The following is a 20,253-nucleotide window of genomic DNA, read 5'->3' on the forward strand; positions in this document are numbered from 1 at the left end:
GAGAACCAGCTGCGCTTCGCCGTCCGTGAGGGCGGTCGCACGGTGGGTTCTGGCGTCGTGGCCGAGGTCATCGAGTAAGTTCTCCCGACCGCTACCCCGGCGGCCAGGAGTTGGATTGCCGGGGTAGTGTCGGAATACAGTTGCAACCAGAGGGGTGGGGTGGTACATGCCGCGCCCCTCGTCTGAAGCACGGCTCTGTGACATCCAGGGGACGTCGGTCGTAACGCCTCCACTGCTAGGGGCCGTCTAAGAGGTTTTTTCGAAATGGCGACAACGAAGATTCGCATCCGGCTGAAGGCGTACGACTCGAAGCTCCTGGACCAGAGCGCCGGGGAGATTGTTGAGACGGCCAAGCGCACGGGCGCCAAGGTGGCCGGTCCGATCCCCCTTCCCACGCGCATCAACAAGTTCACGGTTCTGCGGTCGCCGCACGTGGACAAGAAGAGCCGCGAGCAGTTCGAGATCCGCACGCACAAGCGCTTGCTCGACATCCTCGAGCCCACCCAGCAGACGCTGGATGCGCTGATGAAGCTGGATCTGTCGGCTGGCGTTGACGTGGAGATCAAGTCCTAGGAAGCGGGAGAGGACTGGCGCGGTTCCACTCCGACCCCCGAGGAAATGTCATGGCGAAGTTCAAGGTAATCAACCTCAATGGCGAGCAGGTGTCGGAGATCGAGCTCTCCGACACGGTGTTTGGCGCCGAGCCGAACCCCCACCTCTTCTACGAGGTGGCGAAGATGCAGCAGATCAACCGTCGCCGCGGCACCGTGGGTGTGAAGAACACCTCGCTGGTGAGCGGCGGTGGCAAGAAGCCCTGGAAGCAGAAGGGTACCGGCCGCGCCCGTCAGGGCTCCATCCGCGCTTCCCACTGGGTTGGCGGTGGTAAGGCGATGGCTCCCAAGGCTCGGGACTACACCTACCGTCCTCCCCGCCAGGTTCGTCGCGGCGCGCTCCGCGCGGCGCTCAGCCTGCGCGCCAAGGAGAACGCGCTGGTCATCCTGGACGGCTTCAAGCTCGACGCCCCGAAGAGCAAGCAGGCCTTCGACGTGCTGACCAAGCGCCTGAAGCTGGAGAACGCCCTGGTCATCGACGAGAAGGGCAACATCAACCTGCACCGCAGCGTGCGCAACCTGGCTCAGTTCGATGTGCTGCCGCCCGAGGGTATCAACCTCGAGTCCGTGCTCCGCCACAAGCAGCTCGTGCTGACCTCCGCGGCCGCCAAGGCCATCCAGGAGGCCCTGTCATGAAGATCCACGACGTCATCAAGGGTCCGCTCATCACCGAGAAGCTGGACCAGGCCCGCGAGAAGTTCCGCCAGTACTCCTTCATCGTCGACAAGAAGGCGACGAAGGTGGACGTGGCTCGCGCGGTCGAGAGCCTCTTCAAGGTCACCGTCGAGGGCGTTCGCACCAACATCGTCCGCGGCAAGATCAAGCGCGTGGGCAAGAGCATCGGCCAGCGCCCCAACTACAAGAAGGCCGTCGTCACCCTCAAGGAGGGCGACAAGATCGAGCTCTTCGAGGGAGGGACGGCCTAGGCGCACCGCGCTGACCGTCTGAGGAAACCACCATGGGCATCAAGAAGTACAAGCCGACCTCCGCTGCTCGCCGCCTGATGACGGTGTCCGACTTCGCGGACATCACCAAGGACACGCCGGAGAAGAGCCTCACCGAGCCGCTCAAGCGCTCCGGTGGCCGCAACGTCCACGGCCACATCACCCGCCGTCACCAGGGTGGCGGTCACAAGCGCCGCTACCGCGTCATCGACTTCAAGCGTCGTGACAAGGACGGCGTGCCGGCCAAGGTCGCCTCCGTGGAGTACGACCCGAACCGCACCGCCAACATCGCGCTGCTGCACTACGCGGACGGCGAGAAGCGCTACATCCTGGCCCCGGTGGGCCTGGCGGTGGGCGACACGCTGTTCGCCGGCCCCAACGCGGACATCCGGCCGGGCAACTGCCTGCCGCTGCTGAACATCCCGGTGGGTACGGTCATCCACAACGTGGAGCTGAAGCCGGGCCGCGGCGCGCAGATCATCCGCTCGGCCGGCACCTCCGGTCAGCTGATGGCCAAGGAGGACCGCTACGCCCAGGTCCGCCTGCCCTCGGGCGCGGTGCGCAAGGTGCTCATCGAGTGCCGCGCCACCGTCGGCCAGCTCGGCAACATCGAGCATGAGATCATCCGCGTCGGCAAGGCGGGTAAGAGCCGCTGGCTGGGCATCCGGCCCACCGTCCGCGGTCTGGCGATGAACCCGGTCGACCACCCGCACGGTGGCGGTGAGGGTAAGTCCGGCCAGGGTAACCCGCACCCGGTGTCGCCGTGGGGCAAGAAGACCAAGGGCCTCACCACGCGCACCAACAAGCGGACCGACAAGTTCATCGTGAGCAAGCGGCGGCAGGGCCCGCGCAGCCAGTAGCTCGTAAAGGGATTCTGAAATGGCTCGTTCGATCAAGAAGGGACCGTTCGTCGACGATCATCTCCTCAAGAAGGTGGAGGACATGATCAAGACGAACCAGAAGAAGGTCGTGAAGACGTGGTCGCGGCGCTCCACCATCCTGCCGGAGTTCGTCGGGCACACCTTCGCGGTTCACAACGGGAAGAAGTTCATCCCGGTGTTCGTGACGGAGAACATGGTGGGTCACAAGCTCGGCGAGTTCGCGCCGACTCGGACCTTCGGCGGGCACTCGGCGGAGAAGAAGGTCGCCAAGGCCCCCGGTAAGTAATCCGGACCGCTCTAGGAGATGACGATGGAGTCCACTGCACATCTGCGCTACGTCCGCATGTCCCCCCGGAAGCTCTCGACGGTGGCTGCGCTCGTCCGGGGCAAGCCTGTCGAGGCTGCCCTCAACATCCTGAAGTTCACCCCCCGCGCCGCGGCGGCTCCGCTCGGCAAGCTCATCAAGAGCGCCGTGGCCAACGCCACCGACAAGTCCAAGGGCCAGGTCGACGTGGACACGCTCTACGTGAAGACCATCTCCGTGGACCAGGCTCCCACCCAGCGCCGGTACATGCCGCGCGCCATGGGCCGGGCCACGCGCATCAACAAGAAGAGCGCCCACGTTCACGTGGTGCTCGCCGAGGCCAAGAAGTAGCCCTCCGGGCCTTCAATCTTTAAGGAGAAGCACGTTGGGACAGAAAGTTCATCCGATCGGGTTCCGCCTCGGCGTCATCAAGACCTGGGACAGCAAGTGGTTCGAGCACAAGAACTACGCCCAGTGGCTGCATGAGGACATCCGCATCCGCGAGTTCGTGAAGAAGTCGCTCAACCACGCGGGCGTCTCCAAGGTGGAGATCGAGCGCGCGGCCAACAAGGTGAAGGTCAACGTCCACACCGCGCGCCCGGGCATCGTCATCGGCAAGCGCGGCGCGGGCATCGAGACGGTGAAGAAGGACCTGCAGCAGTTCACCAAGAACGAGGTCTTCCTCAACATCGTCGAGGTCCGCAAGGCGGAGACCGACGCGCAGCTGGTGGCCGAGAACATCGCCACCCAGCTCGAGCGCCGCATCGCCTTCCGCCGCGCCATGAAGAAGGCGCTGCAGACGGCCATGAAGTTCGGCGCCAAGGGCATCCGCGTGGCCTGCTCGGGCCGCCTGGGTGGCGCGGAGATGGCGCGCTACGAGTGGTACCGCGAGGGCCGCGTGCCCCTGCACACCCTGCGCGCCGACATCGACTACGGCTTCGCCGAGGCGAAGACCACCTACGGCAAGATTGGCTGCAAGGTCTGGATCTGCCGCGGCGAGGTTCTGCCGGGCAAGGGCGGCCAGGCCCCGATGCCCTCCAACCGCTAGCTCTGAGCTCCCCGGGGCGCCCACGGGTGCCCCTTCGGGGATGAAGGACACCGACGATGCTTCAGCCTGCTCGTACCAAGTTCCGCAAGATGCACAAGGGCCGCACCCCGGGTAAGGCCCACCGTGGCAGCAACCTCACCTATGGTGAGTACGGCCTCATGTCCCTGCAGCCGGGGTGGATCACCTCGCGGCAGATCGAGGCGGCCCGTATCGCGATGACCCGCCACGTGAAGCGCGGCGGCAAGATCTGGATCCGGATCTTCCCGGACAAGCCCATCACGAAGAAGCCCGCCGAGACCCGTATGGGTACCGGTAAGGGAGGCGTGGAGTACTACGTGGCCGTGGTGAAGCCGGGCCGCATCCTCTACGAGATGGAGGGCATGACGGCCGACGTGGCCACCAGCGCGCTCAAGCTCGCGCAGGCGAAGTTGCCTGTGCTCACCAAGATCGTGACCCGCGGCGCGCTGTCACTCTAGCCCCGCGCCCAGGAGACCGAAGATGGCGACTGCCAAGGAACTGAAGGAGTTGTCGGTGGAGGACCTGCAGCGGCGCGCGGATGAGCTGCGCACCACGCTGTTCCAGGACCAGCTGAGCATGCGGACGGGCAATCTGGACAGCCCCTCGCAGCGCACCCAGCACCGCCGCGACCTGGCCCGCGTTCTCACCGTGCTGACGGAGAAGAAGAAGGCTCCGCAGAAGACGGACAAGTAGCTTTCAAGGGCATGCCCCCAGGGGCTGCCGTCACCGGGAAGTCCCGGGGACACTGACTGACAGGCGAGATTCACGATGGCTGAAGAGACCCAGACCACCTCCGCTCCCGAGACCTCCTCCCGCGGCCGTCCCAAGACGCGCGTGGGGATCGTCACCTCGAACAAGATGCAGAAGACGGTGATCGTCACCGTCCAGCGCCGCGCGCCGCACGCCAAGTACGGCAAGATCATGAGCATGCGCGAGAAGTACAAGGCGCACGTCGAGGACCACGACTACCCGAAGAAGATCACCATCAACGAGGGTGACCGCGTGCGCATCGCCGAGACGCGGCCGACCTCGAAGGACAAGCGGTGGCGGGTGGTCGAGGTGATCGAGAAGAGCAAGAACGTCTGAGCCACGTGAGCCCGCCGCCACCTGGCGCGGGCGGCTCGAGCCGCGCGGCTCCGCCCTCGCCGGGCCGGGGCCGCTCGTAGGACCTTAGAGGAGACTTCCAGATGATTCAGATGACGAGCGTGCTCGACGTGGCCGACAACTCGGGCGCCAAGAAGGTGTTCTGCATCAAGGTGCTCGGCGGCTCGAAGCGCAAGTACGCGTCGATCGGCGACGTGATCGTCGTGTCGATCCGCGAGGCGCTGCCGAACTCGAAGGTGAAGAAGGGTGACGTGGCCAAGGCCGTCATCGTTCGCACCAAGGCCGAGGTGGGTCGGCCCGACGGCAGCTACATCAAGTTCGATGGCAACTCGGCGGTCCTCATCAACAAGGACCTGGAGCCCATCGGCACGCGCATCTTCGGGCCGGTCGCCCGTGAGCTCCGCGCCCGCAAGTTCATGAAGATCATCTCGCTCGCGCCCGAGGTTCTGTAGTCCCGGCCAGCAGGCGAGCAGTCAGAGAGGAAGCCATGCAGAAGCTGAAGGTTGGAGACACCGTGCAGGTCATCTCGGGCGCCGAGCGCTCGGAGAAGACCCCGGCGAGCAAGCGCGGCAAGGTGCTGAAGATCGACCGCGAGGCGGGGCGTGTCACGGTGGAGGGGCTGCGGATGGTCAAGCGCCACCTCCGCAAGACGGCCCAGAGCCCCGAGGGCGGCATCGTCGAGAAGGCGGGCACCATCGCCCTGTCGGACATCCAGGTGGTCTGCGCCAAGTGCGACAAGCCGACCCGGGTGGGCATCCGCGCCGAGGGCGACAGCAAGAAGCGGTTCTGCAAGAACTGCGACGCCCTGATTGACTAGGGGTTTGGGTTGGGGCATGTATGCGCGCCCTTTGGCCACCCGGGGCCAGGGGCGAGCAGGCATGCGTACACGAGGGCCCGAAGCACTGGGGCCCTCTCGGTGTTTCTGAGATTCCGGATGAACTGATCGGGGCCGCTGGGTCCATGACGGCGCTCCGAAGCAGAGGACAGGACAATGGCTGACGAGAAGAAGCCTGAGCAGGCTGAGAAGAAGGAAAAGAAGGAAAAGAAGGGCCGCAAGAAGGAAGACGTCAAGAAGGCGGGCTTCGCGGCCAACATCGAGGAGGGCCTCGAGGCGAAGCCGGCGCGGCTGAAGCTGCGCTACCGCAAGGAGGGAGTGCCCGCCCTGATGAAGGAGCTGGGCCTGAAGAACCCCTTCCAGGTGCCGCGGCTCGAGAAGATCGTCGTCAACATGGGTCTGGGAGAGGCGCTCTCCAACAACAAGATCCTGGAGTCGGCGGTGGACCAGCTGGGCGCCATCACCGGTCAGAAGCCGGTCGTGACGCGCGCTCGCAAGTCGATCGCGAACTTCAAGCTGCGCCAGGGCCAGGCCATCGGCTGCGCCGTCACGCTGCGCGGCGACCGGATGTACGAGTTCCTGGACCGCCTCATCTCCGTGGCGCTGCCGCGCGTGCGTGACTTCAAGGGCGTGTCCCCCAAGGCGTTCGACGGGAAGGGCAACTACACGCTCGGCGTGCGCGAGCAGATCATCTTCCCTGAGATCAACTACGACCAGATCGAGAAGGTGAAGGGGCTCAACATCAGCTTCGTCACCACCGCGAAGAACGACGAGCAGGGGCTGGCGCTGATGCGTCACTTCGGCATGCCGTTCCGCCAGTAACTCCCGAGGAATCCAAGCTCCATGGCCAAGCTCTCCAAGATCGCCCAGGCGAAGCGCAAGCCGAAGTTCTCCGTGCGCAAGTACAACCGCTGCCCGCTGTGTGGCCGGCCGCGCGCCTTCCTGCGCAAGTTCCAGATGTGCCGCATCTGCCTGCGCCTGCGCGCGCTGCGCGGTGAGATCACCGGCGTGACCAAGTCGTCCTGGTAGTCGCCGGAAGAGGGTGCCCGGGGCCGCTGTTGCCCGGGGCATCCTGGCGCCACGCCGGCGCCGAAGCCTCAGAGTCGTGCGATCGCGGCGAACCCCCGGGATGGGCCCGGCAGGCGCGGCGGTCGAGTTCGCGGAGGGCCGAGGTGCCCTCCGCACGGAAGGTTGTTCCCCATGAAGCCGGTCAATGATCCCGTCGGCGATATGCTGACCCGCCTGCGCAACGCTTCGCGTGCGCGGCACGACAAGGTCGTCATTCCCCACTCGAAGCTCAAGGTCGAGATCGCTCGCGTCCTCAAGGACGAGGGCTACATCGGGGACTACACCGTCCACGAGCGCAAGCCGCAGAGCGAGATCACCGTCCAGCTGAAGTACGGGCCTGACCGCGCCGGCGCCATCACCGGCATCAAGCGCGTCTCCAAGCCGGGCCTGCGCCGCTACGTCCCCATGCGCGAGATTCCCCGCGTGCTCGGTGGCCTGGGCATCGCCGTGCTCTCCACGTCCAAGGGCATCATGTCGGACGGCGAGGCGCGCAAGCAGAACATCGGCGGCGAGCTGCTCTGCACCGTCTACTAGCCAGTGGCCTGGCGCCGCGACCCGAGAGGGGCGCGAGCCGGGCCGACCTTACGAGGCCATCATGAGTCGCATTGGAAAACTGCCGATCAAGTTGGGCGAGAAGTCGAAGGCGACCGTCGCCGGCACGAAGATCAACTTCGAGGGCCCCAAGGGCAAGCTGTCCGTGAACCTCCCCGCCAAGGTGAAGGTGGAGGTGAAGGACGGCAATGTGGTGGTGACGCGCGTGGATGACTCGCGCGAGGCCAGGAGCCTGCACGGCCTGGCGCGCACCATCCTGGCCAACGCCGCTCAGGGCGTGAGCAAGGGCTTCGAGCGCAAGCTGAGCATCCGCGGCGTCGGTTTCCGCGCCGAGGTGAAGGGCAAGACGATCCAGTTCGCGCTGGGCTTCTCGCACCCGGTGGTGTTCAACCTGCCGGAGGGCGTGACGGCCGAGGTGGACAAGACGCCTCGCACCGAGGAGAGCCTGCCCACGCTGGACCTGACGCTGCGCTCGGCGGACAAGGAGGCCCTGGGGGCCGCCGCCGTGAAGATCCGCGCGCTGCGCCCGCCCGAGCCGTACAAGGGCAAGGGCATCAAGTACGCGGAGGAGAAGGTTCGTCGTAAGGAGGGCAAGACCGGTACGACCTAGTCGTCGTCCGTGCCCTGAACGTTCATCAACCCGGCGAGCGCCTCTGGGGGCTCGCCATCATCCGGAGGCGGAAGGCCTCATCGCCGCCGGAAGGAAAAGGAATCAGCCATGCCGACTGTCGATCCGCGCATCAAGAGGAAGAACCGCATCCGCAAGAAGCTCTCGGGGACCACCGAGCGCCCTCGGCTCACGGTGTACAAGAGCCTCAAGCACATCTACGCCCAGGTGGTGGATGACTCCTCGGGCAAGACGCTCGCCTTCGCCTCCTCGCTCTCCAAGGAGCTCAAGGGGCAGGACGAGGGTGACAAGAAGGCGGATGCCAAGCGCGTGGGCAAGCTCATCGCCGAGAAGTGCAAGGCGGCCAACGTCGAGGCGGTGGTGTTCGACCGCAATGGTTTCCCGTACCAGGGGCGCATCGCCGCCGTGGCTGACGCCGCGCGCGAGGCCGGGCTGAAGTTCTAAGAAATCCGAAAGGAAGCACTCCAAGTGGCAACTCCGATCAATCCGAACGACCTGGACCTCACCGACCGCGTGGTGAACATCAACCGCGTGGCCAAGGTGGTGAAGGGTGGCCGCCGGTTCTCGTTCGCCGCCCTCGTGGTGGTGGGTGACGGCAACGGTCACGTGGGCGTGGGCCTGGGCAAGGCCAACGAGGTTCCCGAGGCCATCCGCAAGGGTGGCGAGAACGCCAAGAAGAACCTGTTCCGCGTGCCGCTGATGGGGCACACGATTCCGCACGAGAGCCTGGGCCACTTCGGCGCCGGGTGGGTGCTGCTCAAGCCGGCCAGCGAGGGTACGGGCGTCATCGCCGGTGGCGCGGTGCGCGCGGTCCTCGAGGCGGCGGGCATCCGCAACATCCTGACCAAGAGCCAGGGCTCGCGCAACCCACACAACGTGCTGAAGGCCACGGTGGCGGGGCTGAAGAAGCTGCGCTCGGCCGAGCAGGTCTCCCGGCTGCGCGGCAAGGACGTGGAGGCCACGAAGCTGGCCGGTGAGGCGAGGACCTAGTCATGGCGCTCAAGGTGAAGCTGGTGAAGAGCTCCGCTGGCTCTTCCAAGGAGATGCTGGACACCATCCGTGGGCTCGGCCTGAAGAAGTTCGGGGACGAGCGGCTGCTGAAGGACACTCCGTCCAACCGCGGCCTGGTGTTCAAGGTGAAGCACCTGGTCTCCAGCGAGACGGTGAGCCAGGAGGCTCCGGCGCCCAAGCGTCGCAAGCCGCGCAAGATCGTCGTCCGTGACCGGGCGCGCGCCCAGGCGGCCAAGAGCTAGCACGGACTGATTCCGCGGGGCCCTGGAAGCGGGGCCGCCGCGCTCGAGGATTTCAAGATGACGACTCTCAACAACCTGAAGCGGCCGAACAACTCGTGGCACCGCAAGAAGCGCGTGGGCCGTGGCCAGGGCTCCGGTCTGGGCAAGACGGCCGGCCGCGGTGGCAAGGGCCAGAAGGCTCGTTCCGGCAACATGCGGTTCGAGGGCTTCGAGGGCGGCCAGAGCCCGCTGCAGCGCCGCCTGCCGAAGTTCGGCTTCATCTCGCCCAACCGCGTCATCTACGCGGTGGTGAACCTGACGGACCTGAACGGGTTCGACGCGGGCACCACGGTGGACGAGGCCGCGCTGAAGGGCAAGGGCCTGGTCAAGGGCCGCTACGACGGCGTGAAGGTGCTGGGCCGTGGCGACCTGGCCAAGAAGCTGACGGTGCGGGTGCACAAGCTCTCCGGGAAGGCCCGGGAGGCCATCGAGAAGGCGGGCGGCGCGGTGGAGGTGCTTCCGCTGGTGGCGCACAAGCCGGAGTCCGCTTCCAAGGCTCACTCGGGCAAGGGCGTCAAGGCCCCCAAGCAGCCGACCGCCTAGTCCAGGCCGGGCGCGCTTCACTTTGGGTGGTGCGCGCCGGTTCGCTTGTGTAGGCTCACGCGCCCCTCTCCTTCGTGGATAGGGGCGCTGTCGTTCTGTCAGGACTTTTTAAAGGGGATGGCTCCCACGTGGCTCTGAACGCCTTCACCAACATCTTCCGCATCGCGGAGCTGCGAAACCGGCTGGCGTACACGCTGGTGCTGCTCTCGGTGTACCGCATCGGCATCTTCATCAACACGCCCGGAGTGGACAGGGCGGCAATGAACGCGTTCATGGACGCCCAGAAGCAGTCGGGTGGCCTGGTCTCGCTGTTCAACCTGTTCTCCGGCGGCGCCCTGGAGCAGATGTCCATCTTCGGCCTGGGCATCATGCCGTACGTGTCCGCCTCCATCATCATGCAGTTGCTGGCGGTGGTCATCCCCAGCCTGGAGCGGCTGCAGAAGGAAGGCGCGGCGGGCCGGCAGAAGATCAACCAGTACACGCGCTACGGCTCCATCGTCCTGTCCGTCATTCAGGGTATCGGCATCTCGCGGTGGCTGGTGTCCCTGGGCCGCAGCGACGGAGGGCAGGGCGGCTTCAACCAGATCGTCGTCCCCGATGACAGCATGTGGTTCACCTTCATGACGGTCATCAGCCTCACCGCCGGCACGGCCTTCATCATGTGGCTGGGCGAGCGCATCACCGAGCGCGGCATCGGCAACGGCATCTCCCTCATCATCTTCGCGGGCATCGTGGCGGGCATGCTGCCGGCCACCAAGACGCTGTTCGACATGTCGGCGCAGGGGGCCATCGAGTCCGCGGCGCTGGTGGCGCTGGCCGTGTTCATGCTCTTCGTCGTCGCGGTGGTGGTGTACGTGGAGCGCGGCATGCGGCGCATCCCCGTGCAGTACGCCAAGCGCATGGCGGGCCGGCGGATGTTCGCGGGCCAGGCCACCTACTTCCCGATGAAGGTGAACAGCGCGGGCGTGATTCCTCCCATCTTCGCCGGCGCGCTGCTGTCCTTCCCGGCCACGCTGGGCACCTGGTTCCCCTTCCTGAACACGTTCCGCCAGGGCCTCGAGGGCAACCCGTGGCTCTACAACGGGCTGTTCGTCCTGCTGGTGGTGTTCTTCGCCTACTTCTACACCGCGCTGACGTTCCGGCCGGATGACGTGGCCGACAACATCAAGAAGCAGGGTGGCTACATCCCCGGCATCCGTCCGGGTCGCCAGACGGCGGACTTCATCGAGCGTGTGCTCAACCGCATCACCTTCGGCGGCGGCGTGTACCTGGCGGCCATCTGCGTCATCCCGTCCGTCATCAGCAACGTGATGGGCGTGAACTTCTCGTTCGGCGGCACGGCGCTCCTCATCGTGGTGGGCGTGGCGCTGGACACGGTGCAGCAGATCGAGGGCCACCTCATCAGCCGCAACTACGAGGGCTTCGCCGGTCCGCGCGGCCCGCGCATCCGCGGCCGTGTGCGGGTGGCGGCCTAGGCACCGGGGTTTCTCCAGGCGCCTCTCTCCGGATGCCGGGGAGGGGCGCCTTGTCGTTCAGGGGTAGTCAGTCGTGCACGGGGGGCGCTTTCGGAGGTTCATCGCATTGGGCTTCCGTGCGTTCCTTCGGAGGAGCTGAGAGGAGCACATGAACCTGATCCTGTTGGGCCCGCCAAACGCGGGGAAGGGTACCCAGGCGAAGAACCTGTTCCGGGACTATCAGATCCCCCAGATCTCCACCGGGGACATCCTCCGCAAGGCCGTGAAGGATGGCACCGAGCTGGGCAAGATCGCGGGGCCGCTGATGGCCGCGGGTGCCTACGTCCCGGATGACATCGTCATCGGGATCGTCGAGGAGCGCCTCAAGCAGCCGGACTGCGCCAACGGCTTCGTGCTGGATGGCTTCCCGCGCACCATCCCCCAGGCGGATGCGCTGGAGCGGATGCTGGCCAAGAACGGCAAGAAGATCGACGCCGTCGTCTCGCTCGAGGTGCCGCACTCCAAGCTCATCGAGCGCGGCTCGGGGCGCCGTTCGTGCCCGGTGGATGGCAGCGTCTACCACGTATACCAGAACCCCCCGAAGCGGGCAGGGTACTGCGACAAGTGCGGCGCCGGGCTCGTCCAGCGCGAGGATGACCACCCCGAGGTCATCGAGAAGCGGCTCCAGAAGTATGACGCCGAGACGTCGCCCCTGAAGGACTACTACGCCAAGAAGGGGCTGCTGAAGAGCATCGATGGCGTGGGCACCACGGACGGCATCTACGCCGAGCTCCGGGGAGCCATCGGCAAGGCCTGAGTGGAGAGCGAGCGGGCTGGCGGGCGCCTCCGAGAGGAGTGACGCCCCCCGGCTCCCGGGTTCTCCCTGGAACAGGTTGAGTCGAAGTCATGAGTTCCGTCGAGATCAAGAGCCCGGACGAGATCGCCCTCATGCGTGAGGCTGGGCGGATCGTGTGTGAGATTCTCGACGAGCTCGAGAAGGCGGTGGCTCCCGGCGTGACGACGTGGGAGCTGGACGCCCTGGCCGAGAAGCTCATCTACGAGAAGGGGGCCAGGCCGGCGTTCAAGGGCTACCTCGGCTTTCCGTGCTGCTTGTGTGCGTCCGTCAACGACGAAGTCGTACACGGCATCCCCTCGAAGAAGCGGAAGCTGGCCGAGGGGGACTTGATGAAGCTGGACTTCGGGGTGGTGTACCGGGGCTTCTTCGGGGACTCGGCGCGCACGGTGCCGGTAGGGAAGGTGAGCCGCGAGGCCCAGGCGCTGATCGACGCCACGCGGGAGTCGCTCCAGAAGGCCATCGCGGCCTCGGTGGTGGGCAACCGGCTCGGCGACATCGGCCACGCGGTGCAGAGCTACGTGGAGGCGCGCGGCTACTCGGTGGCCGAGGGGTTCACCGGCCACGGGATTGGCCGCAAGCTCCACGAGAAGCCCGAGGTGCCCAATGTCGGCGAGCCGGGCTCGGGCATGAAGCTGCGCTCGGGGATGGTGCTGGCCATCGAGCCCATGGTGAACATGGGAACCTCCGAGGTAGGCCTACTGGAGGACGATTGGACGGCGGTGACGCTCGATCACAAGCTTTCCGCGCACTTCGAGCATACGGTGCTGATCACGGACCGTGGCCCCGAGGTGCTCACCCGCAGGTCCTGATGGGGCCTGACGCGGGGTGAAATACGTTGTTAATATGAGGGGTTGATAGAAGTTCGGAGCGAGCGCGACACGGTACTTGCCACTTCGGGACCAAAGTGCTATCCCGCCGCGCTTCCAAGAGTATGGTGGTCCGGAAGAGGGTTTTCGATTGCCGAAGGATGATTCGATCGAAGTTGAGGGGACCGTGATGGAGCCCCTTCCCAACGCGATGTTCCGCGTGGTGCTGGACAACGGCCACAAGGTGCTCGCGCACATCTCCGGCAAGATGCGGATGCACTTCATCCGAATCCTGCCGGGCGACAAGGTCAAGGTCGAGCTCTCGCCCTATGATCTGACTCGCGGCCGGATCACGTACCGCGCGAAGTAGTCGGCCGCCTCCGCCTGGCGGAGGCCTCCCTGCAGGCTTTTCATTCACGAAGGAAGGAAGTAGCGCCATGAAGGTTCGGGCGTCCGTCAAGAAGATCTGCGACAAGTGCAAGGTGATCCGTCGCAAGGGCATCGTGCGCGTGATCTGCGCCTCCAACCCGCGGCACAAGCAGCGCCAGGGCTAACGGCCAGTCCGTTGGCTCCAGACCAACTCAACTAGAAGGAACGAACGATGGCTCGTATCGCCGGTGTCGATCTCCCGCCTGCCAAGCGCGCGGTGATCTCGCTTCAGTACATCTACGGGATCGGCAACAAGACCGCCCATGACATCTGCGCCCACGCGGGGATCGATCTCGCTACGCGGACCAAGGACCTGACCGATGAGCAGGCCCGCAAGATCCGCGAGTACATCGAGGCCAACCTCAAGGTCGAGGGTGATCTCCGGCGCGAGGTGACGATGAACATCAAGCGGCTGATGGACCTGGGTTGCTACCGGGGCCTGCGTCACCGCAAGGGCCTGCCCGTCCGCGGCCAGCGCACCCACACCAACGCCCGTACCCGCAAGGGTCCCAAGCGCGGCATCGTGCGCGCCAAGCCGGCTGCTCCGGCGGGCCGCTAACCCGTTCCCCTACCTGCGCCGGCCCGATGAGGCGCCGGCGTCGATCATCTACTCTCAGGAGCACCCACTCTCATGGCTGAAGAAGTCAACACTCCCGCAGCCGCCCCGGCCGCGACCGAGGGCGGTGAGTCCGCCGCGGCGAAGAAGGCCAAGCGCAAGGGCAAGAAGAACATCCTCAACGGCGTGGTCCACATCCAGTCCACGTTCAACAACACCATCATCACGATCACGGACGTGTCCGGGAACGTGATCTCCTGGTCCTCCGCTGGCGCCCGTGGCTTCAAGGGCAGCCGCAAGTCGACGCCGTTCGCCGCGCAGGTCGCCGCGGGCGATGCCGCCGCCAAGGCCATGGAGCACGGGCTGAAGAACGTGACGGTGCTGGTGAAGGGGCCTGGCGCTGGCCGCGAGTCCGCGCTGCGCGCCCTGGCCGCCGCGGGGCTGAAGATCAACCTCATCCGCGACGTGACGCCCATCCCGCACAACGGCTGCCGTCAGCCGAAGCGTCGCCGCGTCTAATCCTCATCCGGGCCGCCTCGAGAGGGGCGGCCCCAGACCACCTTTCGAAGGAGAAGTTCCTTGGCTCGTTACACCGCCAGCGCCTGCCGCATCTGCCGGCGCGAGAACCTGAAGATGTACCTCAAGGGCGACCGCTGCTACACGGACAAGTGTGCCATCGAGCGCCGCCCCTATCCCCCCGGCCAGCACGGCCAGGGCCGCGTGAAGTTCTCCGGCTACGGCGTGCAGCTGCGCGAGAAGCAGAAGGTCAAGCGCATGTACGGCCTGCTCGAGAGCCAGTTCCGCGGCTACTACCACCGCGCGTCCGCGGCCAAGGGCAAGACGGGTGAGAACCTGCTGCAGCAGCTGGAGCTCCGCCTGGACAACGTGGTGTTCCGCATGGGCTTCGCGGATACGCGCAACGAGGCTCGCCAGCTGGTGCGCCACGGCCACTTCACGGTGAACGGCAAGCGGGTGAACATCCCGTCCTTCGCGGTGAAGCCGGGCAGCTCCGTCGAGGTGGCGGAGAAGAGCCGCAAGGTGCTGCGCATCTCCGAGGCGCTGGAGACCGTGGATCGCCGCGGCGTGCCGCAGTGGATCGACCTGGACAAGAAGGGCTTCAAGGGCACGGTGAAGACCGCCCCGAACCGTGAAGACCTGACCATGCCGATCCAGGAGCAGCTCATCGTCGAGCTCTACTCCAAGTAAGGCGTGAGGCCCCACGAGGGCCTGCTTCCTTGCTTCAGGCGCCCTGGCGGCCACCGCCGGGGCGTCGTGCTTCTTTCTGGCCGGCCTGGCCGGTCTCCATTATTCGTCGTACCCCCGCGTGCCCATCCTCCTGCCACCCTGGCGGGTAAGTCGGTGGTGGCGCACGCCTCGAGGAGCAACACCATGGCTGATACGTTCATCGCGAAGAACTGGCGCGACCTCATCAAGCCGCGCCGGCTGGAAGTCGATCAGGACTCGCTCACCACCACCTACGGCAAGTTCGTCGCGGAGCCGCTCGAGCGCGGCTTCGGCACGACGCTGGGCAACTCGCTGCGCCGCGTGCTCCTGAGCTCGCTGCAGGGCGCGGCCATCACCTCGGTGAAGATCGAGGGCGTGGACCACGAGTTCACCACCATCCCCGAGGTGGCCGAGGACGTCACCGACATCGTGCTGAACCTGAAGGAAGTCCTCCTTCGGATGCACACGAACGAGACGAAGACGCTGCGCATCGAGGCCGAGGGTCCCAAGGAGATCAAGGCCGGCGACATCATCGCGGACCAGGACGTGGAGATCCTCAACCCCGGTCACCACATCTGCACGGTGTCCGAGGGCGGCAAGGTGCGCATGGAGCTGACGTGCCGCCGCGGCCGTGGCTACGTGGCCGCCACCGTCAACAAGGTCGCCGGTTCTCCCATCGGCACCATCCCCATCGACTCGCTGTTCTCGCCGATCCGCAAGGTGAACTACCAGGTCACCAACGCCCGCGTCGGTCAGGTGACTGACTACGACAAGCTGGCGCTGGAGGTCTGGACGGACGGCTCCGTTACGCCGCAGGACGCGGTGGCGTACGCGGCGAAGATCATCAAGGAGCAGCTCTCGGTCTTCGTGAACTTCGACGAGACCGAGGAGCCGGTGGTGGCCGAGGCCCCGAAGGAGGAGGCCAAGCTCAACGAGAACCTGTTCCGCTCGGTGGATGAGCTGGAACTCTCGGTGCGCTCCGCCAACTGCCTGCAGCAGGCCAACATCAAGACCATCGGCGACCTGGTGCAGCGTACCGAGGCCGAGATGCTCAAGACGAAGAACTTCGGCCGCAAGTCGCTCAAGGAGATCAAGGAGATCCTGGCGGAGATGGGCCTGTCGCTCGGCATGAAGCTGGAGAACTGGCCCCCGAAGCAGGCTCCGGTGGCCCCTGCGGCTCCGGCGGCCAGCGCGGCTCCCAAGGCCTAGGCCTTTCGTGGTACCTCCACCCGCGCCGTGACACGGCTTCACGCGGCGCGGGAAGAGGGGCTCTCCCCAGAGCCCATTGGCAATGGCGGCGCTCGTGTCGGAGCCGCCCTTCCCACCCGGTACCTGATACGGCCGGAGTGGTGGAGCCCTGAAGGGCTCCGGAGTCGCTCACATGCGTCACAAGGTTGGACAGAGGAAGCTCCACCGCAGCACGAGCCACCGGCTCGCGATGCTCAACAACATGGTCACCTCGCTGCTGGAGCACGAGGCCATCCGCACCACCGTCCCCAAGGCCAAGGAGGCCCGGAAGATGGCGGAGCGGATCATCACCCTCGGCAAGCGCGGCGGTCTGGCCAATGTTCGGCTCGCGGCTCGCATCGTGAAGGACAAGAACGTCCTCCAGAAGGTGTTCAGCGAGTACAAGGACCGGTACGCCAACCGCAAGGGCGGCTACACCCGCATCGTGAAGCTCGGCTTCCGCCGTGGCGACGCCGCGGAGATGGCCCTGCTCGAGCTGGTGGACCGTCCCGCGAAGCAGGCGGCTCCCGCCGAGGGTGGCGAGGCCGAGGCGAAGACCGAGGAGAAGACCGAGGGGTAGTCTCACCCCGGCTCTGATGCCGTCACGGAGCGTCCTTCCCACACGGGGGGGACGCTCTCGTGCTTTCTGGGGCCCTCCGCTCGCATGCGCTGCGAACTGGTATGCTTGTGAGCCTGTCGAAGAAGCCCCCACAACCTCCATGCAAGACGCCTGTTATCAGGGGGATAGAAGTGTCGTCCGGGGCTTTTTCGACAGGCTGCTTGTCATACCAGTTGGCCAGCAACTCGGCCGGAGGGCGCGGTCGGTGGGGCTGGGGGGCCTCGCTACTCCGTCAGCGGCTGGCCGTTCTTCACCAGATCCGCCTTGCCGTCCTTCGTCTTCATCTCCGCGTTGATGAAGCGCTCGTCCGACGGCATTGGCCCCGTCGGGCTCAGCAGGCTCTTCGGCGTGAGGGTGAAGATGGCCCCCGAGTCGATCCGGTCCACGATCGCCTTGTACTTGCCGTTGACCGTGAAGACGACCTCCTCCCACGGATCCTCGTCCGTGTTCGAGACCGTCAGGCTCGGCGCCGCCTGCGGACGATCCGCGTTCGGCAGCACCGTCACCCGCGCCCCGAGGTCCGTCGTCTGCACCCCTCGGCTCGGGCACGCGATGATGATGCTCACCAGCGAGATGAAGATCCATCCGCCGATGATGCCCGCCTTCGCCTTCACGAACCGATCCGAGCCGCGGAAGTCCTGCACCAGCTCCTTCAGCACCGACAGCGCGTTCAGGAGCTGGTTCGAGGCCTCCGACGCCACCCGCTTGCCGACCGGCCCCTCAGGCTTCTTCGTCACCGGCGTCGTGCGCGCCGCGCTCATGGCCCGCATGCCCGGGTTCGTCACGGCTCGCGGCATCCCAGGACTCGACACCGGCCGCTGCGGCGCCGATGGAGTCTCGGCTCCGTCCTCGGTGGGAGCGTTGCTTTCAGGCACCTTGCGACCTTCGCTCATCGAACCCCGAGTGTAGAGGCCAGGGCCGCCCGGTGGCTACTCCTGTGCCTTGATCTGTTGCAGCGCCCGCGACGCCAGCGCGTTGTCCGGCTGCTCCTCCAGGACCTTGAGGAGCCACTTCTCCGCCTCCTCGCTCGTCGCCCGCCGATCCTCCGCCTTCCGCGTCCTCAACGCCTGCTCCGTGTAGAGCAGCCCCAGCCTCAAGGCGAACTCCATGTTCTCCGGGTCTTTTTCGACCACACGCTTCAGCTCACGCTCGGCCGCCGGGAAGTCACCCTCGAGCTGGTACACCATCGACAGCTTGCCTCGAGGAACCGCCGCCTCCGGCTGCAGCGAAGTCAGGATGCGGAACGCCTCGCGCGCCGCCGGCAGATCCCGCCGATCCAGGCTCAGATCCCCCAGCCGCCCCCAGGCCTCGTCCAGCAGCGGGTTGAGCGCCACCGCCTTCGAGAAGGCCTCCCGCGCCGCGTCCGCCCTCTGGCGCGAGAGGTACAGCTCGCCCAGGTAGAACTGGTTCTTTCCGTCCCTCGGCGCCAGCTCGATGGCCTGCTTGAACTCGTCCACCGCCCGGCCCGCGTCATCCAGCCGCTGGTAGGCCAGCCCCAGCAGCGCGTGCACCACCGCCAGGTCCGGGTAGTCGTGCAGGATCTCCTCGAAGGCCAGGATGGCCTGCTGCGGCACGTCCAGCTCCTGCAGGAACCGCATGCCCTCCTCGAGCTTGCCCTCGGCCGCCTTCGGGAAGCCCGCGAAGGGATCCGCGATCTGGTTCATCAGCGCCCGTGCCGTCGTCACCTCCGACGCACTGGGCGACGCCCGAACCACGGCCCCCAGCGCGGCCACCGCGCCCACGCTGTCTCCCGTGCGGTGCAGCGCCTTTGCCAGCGGCAGCCGGATGGCCGCCCGTTCCGGTGCGAGCTCGGTGGCTCGGCGCAGCGGGCCCAGCGCCTCCGCGTACTGCTCGGACTCCAGTCGGGCGATGCCCAGGCGGTAGTGGAACTCGGCCTCGCTCGGGGCCATGGAGATGGCTCGCTCGAAGGCGGCCACCGCCGGCGCTCCGGCGTCCGAGGCTCGGGAGAAGTACGCCAGCCCCAGCATGTAGTGGTTCACCGCCCGCTCGGACTGGGTGTTGCGGCGCTGGAGCTCCGCGATCCAGGTGTCCGTGCGGCCCGTCTTCACCTGCGCCTCGGTGAGGGCTCGCGCCACGCTTAAATCGTCCGGGCTCTTCGCGTGCAGATCCTCCAGGAGTGGCAGGGCCCGGGCCGGCTGGTTCTCTTCCAGGTAGACCTGGGCCTGCTCTCTTGGGCTGAGCGCTCGCTCCATCGAGGAGCCGTGGCTGCAGCCCGTCAGCAGGCTCCAGCCGAGCATGGCGGCGAGGGTGGGGGGGTAGAGCAGGGAGGCGCGGCGAAGGGTGGGCAGCTTCACGTTCAAGGTCAGGAGATCTTCTCTGCGGCGGGGGACGGGCGGCTGAAGCCTTCATGGCCGGCGGCGGCGATCGCGTCCTCGAGATCTCCACCCTTGCCGCCCAGCTCCAGGCTGTCGGCGATGATCACCGCGCGGACGGCGCGGGCAAGCCCCTCGCGGTCATCCGGCGCGAACGCCGTCGTGTCGATGGGCTTGCCGATTTTCACGTGCACCGGGCCCGGGACGATGTCCCAGGAGTTCTTCGGCATGATCTTCCCGGTGCCCTCGATGGTGACCGGGCAGATGGGCACGCGGGCCTCGAGCGCCAGCGCGAACGGGCCCTTCTTGAAGGGCAGGATCCGCCCGTCCGGAGAGCGTGTGCCCTCGGGGTAGAGGAAGATGCTGGTGCCGTTGCGGATCTTCCTGCCCGCGATCTCCAGCGACTGGATGGCCGCCTGCCGGTTCCGGCGGTTGACGAAGATGTGCCCGGCAATCCACAGGTACCAGCCGATGCCCGGCACCCACCGCAGCTGGCTCTTGGCCACGTACCGGAAGGGCACCGGCACCGTGACGAAGTGCGCCGGGATGTCGAGCGTGGACTGGTGGTTGCCCACGTAGATGGTGGGGCGCCTGGGATCCACGTTCTCCTGGCCGTGCACCACCAGGCGAGCGCCGCCCGCCCACAGCAGCACGGGCGACCAGAGGTGGCGGCAGATCCAGACCGTGGCGTCGCCGCCGAGGATGAGGAGGGTCAGGAACGTGAACGGGAACAAGAACATCGTCCACGCTCCCGCAACGAACATGCAGAAGAGCTTACGTGCCATCTGAGGCCTTGGAGTGAGAGCCTGCCATACCCGGAGCGCTTGCGCGTTCCCGTTGTGCGTCCCTGGCCCGCCAGGCCTCCCTGGCGCCCCGGAGGGCTCCCGGGCGAGCAGTGGGCATCTGCTGGCGGCCAGGGCC

At 66.5% G+C, this 20,253-nt stretch carries 34 protein-coding genes; 31 read left to right on the plus strand and 3 right to left on the minus strand.

Annotated features, from left to right (window positions below; translation table 11 throughout):
- The 31 genes from KY572_RS39325 to rplQ form a co-directional block, all read left to right on the plus strand.
- Nucleotides 1–78: EF-Tu C-terminal domain-related protein (locus tag KY572_RS39325; protein WP_224248777.1), on the plus strand; the 78-nt coding region annotated here is incomplete at its 5' end.
- 186 nt (nucleotides 79–264) lie between these two features.
- Nucleotides 265–573: a 30S ribosomal protein S10 gene (rpsJ, locus tag KY572_RS39330; RefSeq protein WP_002614753.1), complete on the plus strand. Its 309-nt coding sequence runs from the start codon at nucleotides 265–267 to the stop codon at nucleotides 571–573.
- 50 nt (nucleotides 574–623) lie between these two features.
- Entirely contained in the window at nucleotides 624–1,247 is a 624-nt protein-coding gene (gene rplD / locus KY572_RS39335) for a 50S ribosomal protein L4 (protein ID WP_224248875.1), read from the plus strand.
- Nucleotides 1,244–1,537, plus strand: coding sequence for a 50S ribosomal protein L23 (locus tag KY572_RS39340; protein ID WP_224248876.1), 294 nt, complete (start codon nucleotides 1,244–1,246; stop codon nucleotides 1,535–1,537). Before rplD ends, KY572_RS39340 begins: the two co-directional genes overlap by 4 nt.
- Nucleotides 1,538–1,569: 32 nt before the next feature.
- A complete protein-coding gene (rplB, locus tag KY572_RS39345) occupies nucleotides 1,570–2,415 on the plus strand; it encodes a 50S ribosomal protein L2 (protein WP_224248877.1) in 846 nt (281 codons plus the stop codon).
- Between the two features lie 19 nt (nucleotides 2,416–2,434).
- On the plus strand, nucleotides 2,435–2,722 hold the full coding sequence (gene rpsS, locus KY572_RS39350; RefSeq protein ID WP_002614770.1) for a 30S ribosomal protein S19: 288 nt from the start codon (nucleotides 2,435–2,437) through the stop codon (nucleotides 2,720–2,722).
- A gap of 24 nt (nucleotides 2,723–2,746) precedes the next feature.
- On the plus strand, nucleotides 2,747–3,091 hold the full coding sequence (gene rplV, locus KY572_RS39355; RefSeq protein WP_224248878.1) for a 50S ribosomal protein L22: 345 nt from the start codon (nucleotides 2,747–2,749) through the stop codon (nucleotides 3,089–3,091).
- A gap of 34 nt (nucleotides 3,092–3,125) precedes the next feature.
- On the plus strand, nucleotides 3,126–3,788 hold the full coding sequence (gene rpsC / locus KY572_RS39360; RefSeq protein WP_224248879.1) for a 30S ribosomal protein S3: 663 nt from the start codon (nucleotides 3,126–3,128) through the stop codon (nucleotides 3,786–3,788).
- 56 nt (nucleotides 3,789–3,844) lie between these two features.
- Complete coding sequence (gene rplP / locus KY572_RS39365; protein ID WP_224248880.1) at nucleotides 3,845–4,264, plus strand: 50S ribosomal protein L16; 420 nt, start codon at nucleotides 3,845–3,847, stop codon at nucleotides 4,262–4,264.
- Between the two features lie 22 nt (nucleotides 4,265–4,286).
- Nucleotides 4,287–4,499, plus strand: coding sequence for a 50S ribosomal protein L29 (gene rpmC / locus KY572_RS39370; protein WP_224248881.1), 213 nt, complete (start codon nucleotides 4,287–4,289; stop codon nucleotides 4,497–4,499).
- Between the two features lie 75 nt (nucleotides 4,500–4,574).
- Nucleotides 4,575–4,892, plus strand: coding sequence for a 30S ribosomal protein S17 (rpsQ, locus tag KY572_RS39375; RefSeq protein WP_224248882.1), 318 nt, complete (start codon nucleotides 4,575–4,577; stop codon nucleotides 4,890–4,892).
- Nucleotides 4,893–4,993: 101 nt separating this feature from the next.
- Complete coding sequence (gene rplN / locus KY572_RS39380) at nucleotides 4,994–5,362, plus strand: 50S ribosomal protein L14 (RefSeq protein WP_224248883.1); 369 nt, start codon at nucleotides 4,994–4,996, stop codon at nucleotides 5,360–5,362.
- A gap of 35 nt (nucleotides 5,363–5,397) precedes the next feature.
- Complete coding sequence (gene rplX / locus KY572_RS39385; protein WP_224248884.1) at nucleotides 5,398–5,727, plus strand: 50S ribosomal protein L24; 330 nt, start codon at nucleotides 5,398–5,400, stop codon at nucleotides 5,725–5,727.
- Between the two features lie 174 nt (nucleotides 5,728–5,901).
- On the plus strand, nucleotides 5,902–6,567 hold the full coding sequence (rplE, locus tag KY572_RS39390; RefSeq protein ID WP_224248885.1) for a 50S ribosomal protein L5: 666 nt from the start codon (nucleotides 5,902–5,904) through the stop codon (nucleotides 6,565–6,567).
- Nucleotides 6,568–6,588: 21 nt separating this feature from the next.
- Nucleotides 6,589–6,774 carry a type Z 30S ribosomal protein S14 gene (locus KY572_RS39395; RefSeq protein ID WP_002614761.1) on the plus strand — a complete coding sequence of 62 codons (186 nt, stop codon included), beginning with the start codon at nucleotides 6,589–6,591 and terminating at the stop codon, nucleotides 6,772–6,774.
- A gap of 171 nt (nucleotides 6,775–6,945) precedes the next feature.
- A complete protein-coding gene (gene rpsH, locus KY572_RS39400) occupies nucleotides 6,946–7,347 on the plus strand; it encodes a 30S ribosomal protein S8 (RefSeq protein ID WP_224248886.1) in 402 nt (133 codons plus the stop codon).
- A 61-nt stretch (nucleotides 7,348–7,408) separates the two neighbouring features.
- The gene (rplF, locus tag KY572_RS39405; protein ID WP_224248887.1) at nucleotides 7,409–7,975 is read left to right on the plus strand and encodes a 50S ribosomal protein L6; all 567 of its coding nucleotides are present in this window, start codon (nucleotides 7,409–7,411) and stop codon (nucleotides 7,973–7,975) included.
- Nucleotides 7,976–8,083: 108 nt separating this feature from the next.
- Entirely contained in the window at nucleotides 8,084–8,437 is a 354-nt protein-coding gene (rplR, locus tag KY572_RS39410) for a 50S ribosomal protein L18 (RefSeq protein ID WP_224248888.1), read from the plus strand.
- Nucleotides 8,438–8,461: 24 nt separating this feature from the next.
- Nucleotides 8,462–8,983 carry a 30S ribosomal protein S5 gene (rpsE, locus tag KY572_RS39415; RefSeq protein ID WP_224248889.1) on the plus strand — a complete coding sequence of 174 codons (522 nt, stop codon included), beginning with the start codon at nucleotides 8,462–8,464 and terminating at the stop codon, nucleotides 8,981–8,983.
- Between the two features lie 2 nt (nucleotides 8,984–8,985).
- Nucleotides 8,986–9,246, plus strand: coding sequence for a 50S ribosomal protein L30 (rpmD, locus tag KY572_RS39420; RefSeq protein ID WP_224248890.1), 261 nt, complete (start codon nucleotides 8,986–8,988; stop codon nucleotides 9,244–9,246).
- 57 nt (nucleotides 9,247–9,303) lie between these two features.
- Nucleotides 9,304–9,828, plus strand: coding sequence for a 50S ribosomal protein L15 (rplO, locus tag KY572_RS39425; protein ID WP_224248891.1), 525 nt, complete (start codon nucleotides 9,304–9,306; stop codon nucleotides 9,826–9,828).
- A gap of 128 nt (nucleotides 9,829–9,956) precedes the next feature.
- Nucleotides 9,957–11,303 carry a preprotein translocase subunit SecY gene (secY, locus tag KY572_RS39430; protein WP_224248892.1) on the plus strand — a complete coding sequence of 449 codons (1,347 nt, stop codon included), beginning with the start codon at nucleotides 9,957–9,959 and terminating at the stop codon, nucleotides 11,301–11,303.
- A gap of 148 nt (nucleotides 11,304–11,451) precedes the next feature.
- Entirely contained in the window at nucleotides 11,452–12,099 is a 648-nt protein-coding gene (locus tag KY572_RS39435) for an adenylate kinase (RefSeq protein ID WP_224248893.1), read from the plus strand.
- 89 nt (nucleotides 12,100–12,188) lie between these two features.
- Complete coding sequence (map, locus tag KY572_RS39440) at nucleotides 12,189–12,947, plus strand: type I methionyl aminopeptidase (RefSeq protein WP_224248894.1); 759 nt, start codon at nucleotides 12,189–12,191, stop codon at nucleotides 12,945–12,947.
- Between the two features lie 148 nt (nucleotides 12,948–13,095).
- Nucleotides 13,096–13,314 carry a translation initiation factor IF-1 gene (infA, locus tag KY572_RS39445; protein WP_002614803.1) on the plus strand — a complete coding sequence of 73 codons (219 nt, stop codon included), beginning with the start codon at nucleotides 13,096–13,098 and terminating at the stop codon, nucleotides 13,312–13,314.
- A gap of 67 nt (nucleotides 13,315–13,381) precedes the next feature.
- Entirely contained in the window at nucleotides 13,382–13,498 is a 117-nt protein-coding gene (gene rpmJ, locus KY572_RS39450; protein WP_002614755.1) for a 50S ribosomal protein L36, read from the plus strand.
- A gap of 47 nt (nucleotides 13,499–13,545) precedes the next feature.
- A complete protein-coding gene (gene rpsM / locus KY572_RS39455; RefSeq protein ID WP_224248895.1) occupies nucleotides 13,546–13,932 on the plus strand; it encodes a 30S ribosomal protein S13 in 387 nt (128 codons plus the stop codon).
- Between the two features lie 72 nt (nucleotides 13,933–14,004).
- The gene (gene rpsK / locus KY572_RS39460; RefSeq protein ID WP_224248896.1) at nucleotides 14,005–14,448 is read left to right on the plus strand and encodes a 30S ribosomal protein S11; all 444 of its coding nucleotides are present in this window, start codon (nucleotides 14,005–14,007) and stop codon (nucleotides 14,446–14,448) included.
- 60 nt (nucleotides 14,449–14,508) lie between these two features.
- The gene (gene rpsD / locus KY572_RS39465) at nucleotides 14,509–15,135 is read left to right on the plus strand and encodes a 30S ribosomal protein S4 (protein WP_224248897.1); all 627 of its coding nucleotides are present in this window, start codon (nucleotides 14,509–14,511) and stop codon (nucleotides 15,133–15,135) included.
- A 183-nt stretch (nucleotides 15,136–15,318) separates the two neighbouring features.
- Nucleotides 15,319–16,362, plus strand: coding sequence for a DNA-directed RNA polymerase subunit alpha (locus KY572_RS39470; protein WP_224248898.1), 1,044 nt, complete (start codon nucleotides 15,319–15,321; stop codon nucleotides 16,360–16,362).
- 172 nt (nucleotides 16,363–16,534) lie between these two features.
- Nucleotides 16,535–16,960 carry a 50S ribosomal protein L17 gene (rplQ, locus tag KY572_RS39475; protein WP_224248899.1) on the plus strand — a complete coding sequence of 142 codons (426 nt, stop codon included), beginning with the start codon at nucleotides 16,535–16,537 and terminating at the stop codon, nucleotides 16,958–16,960.
- A 263-nt stretch (nucleotides 16,961–17,223) separates the two neighbouring features.
- Here the strand turns inward: rplQ and KY572_RS39480 are convergent, their stop codons facing one another.
- From KY572_RS39480 to KY572_RS39490, 3 genes are all read right to left on the minus strand, one after another.
- Complete coding sequence (locus tag KY572_RS39480; RefSeq protein ID WP_224248900.1) at nucleotides 17,224–17,796, minus strand: hypothetical protein; 573 nt, start codon at nucleotides 17,794–17,796, stop codon at nucleotides 17,224–17,226.
- 132 nt (nucleotides 17,797–17,928) lie between these two features.
- Complete coding sequence (locus tag KY572_RS39485; RefSeq protein WP_224248987.1) at nucleotides 17,929–19,257, minus strand: tetratricopeptide repeat protein; 1,329 nt, start codon at nucleotides 19,255–19,257, stop codon at nucleotides 17,929–17,931.
- Between the two features lie 65 nt (nucleotides 19,258–19,322).
- Nucleotides 19,323–20,072 carry a lysophospholipid acyltransferase family protein gene (locus tag KY572_RS39490; RefSeq protein ID WP_224248901.1) on the minus strand — a complete coding sequence of 250 codons (750 nt, stop codon included), beginning with the start codon at nucleotides 20,070–20,072 and terminating at the stop codon, nucleotides 19,323–19,325.
- Nucleotides 20,073–20,253: the final 181 nt, after the last annotated feature.

The organism is Hyalangium gracile (genome assembly GCF_020103725.1).
Lineage (GTDB): Bacteria > Myxococcota > Myxococcia > Myxococcales > Myxococcaceae > Hyalangium > Hyalangium gracile.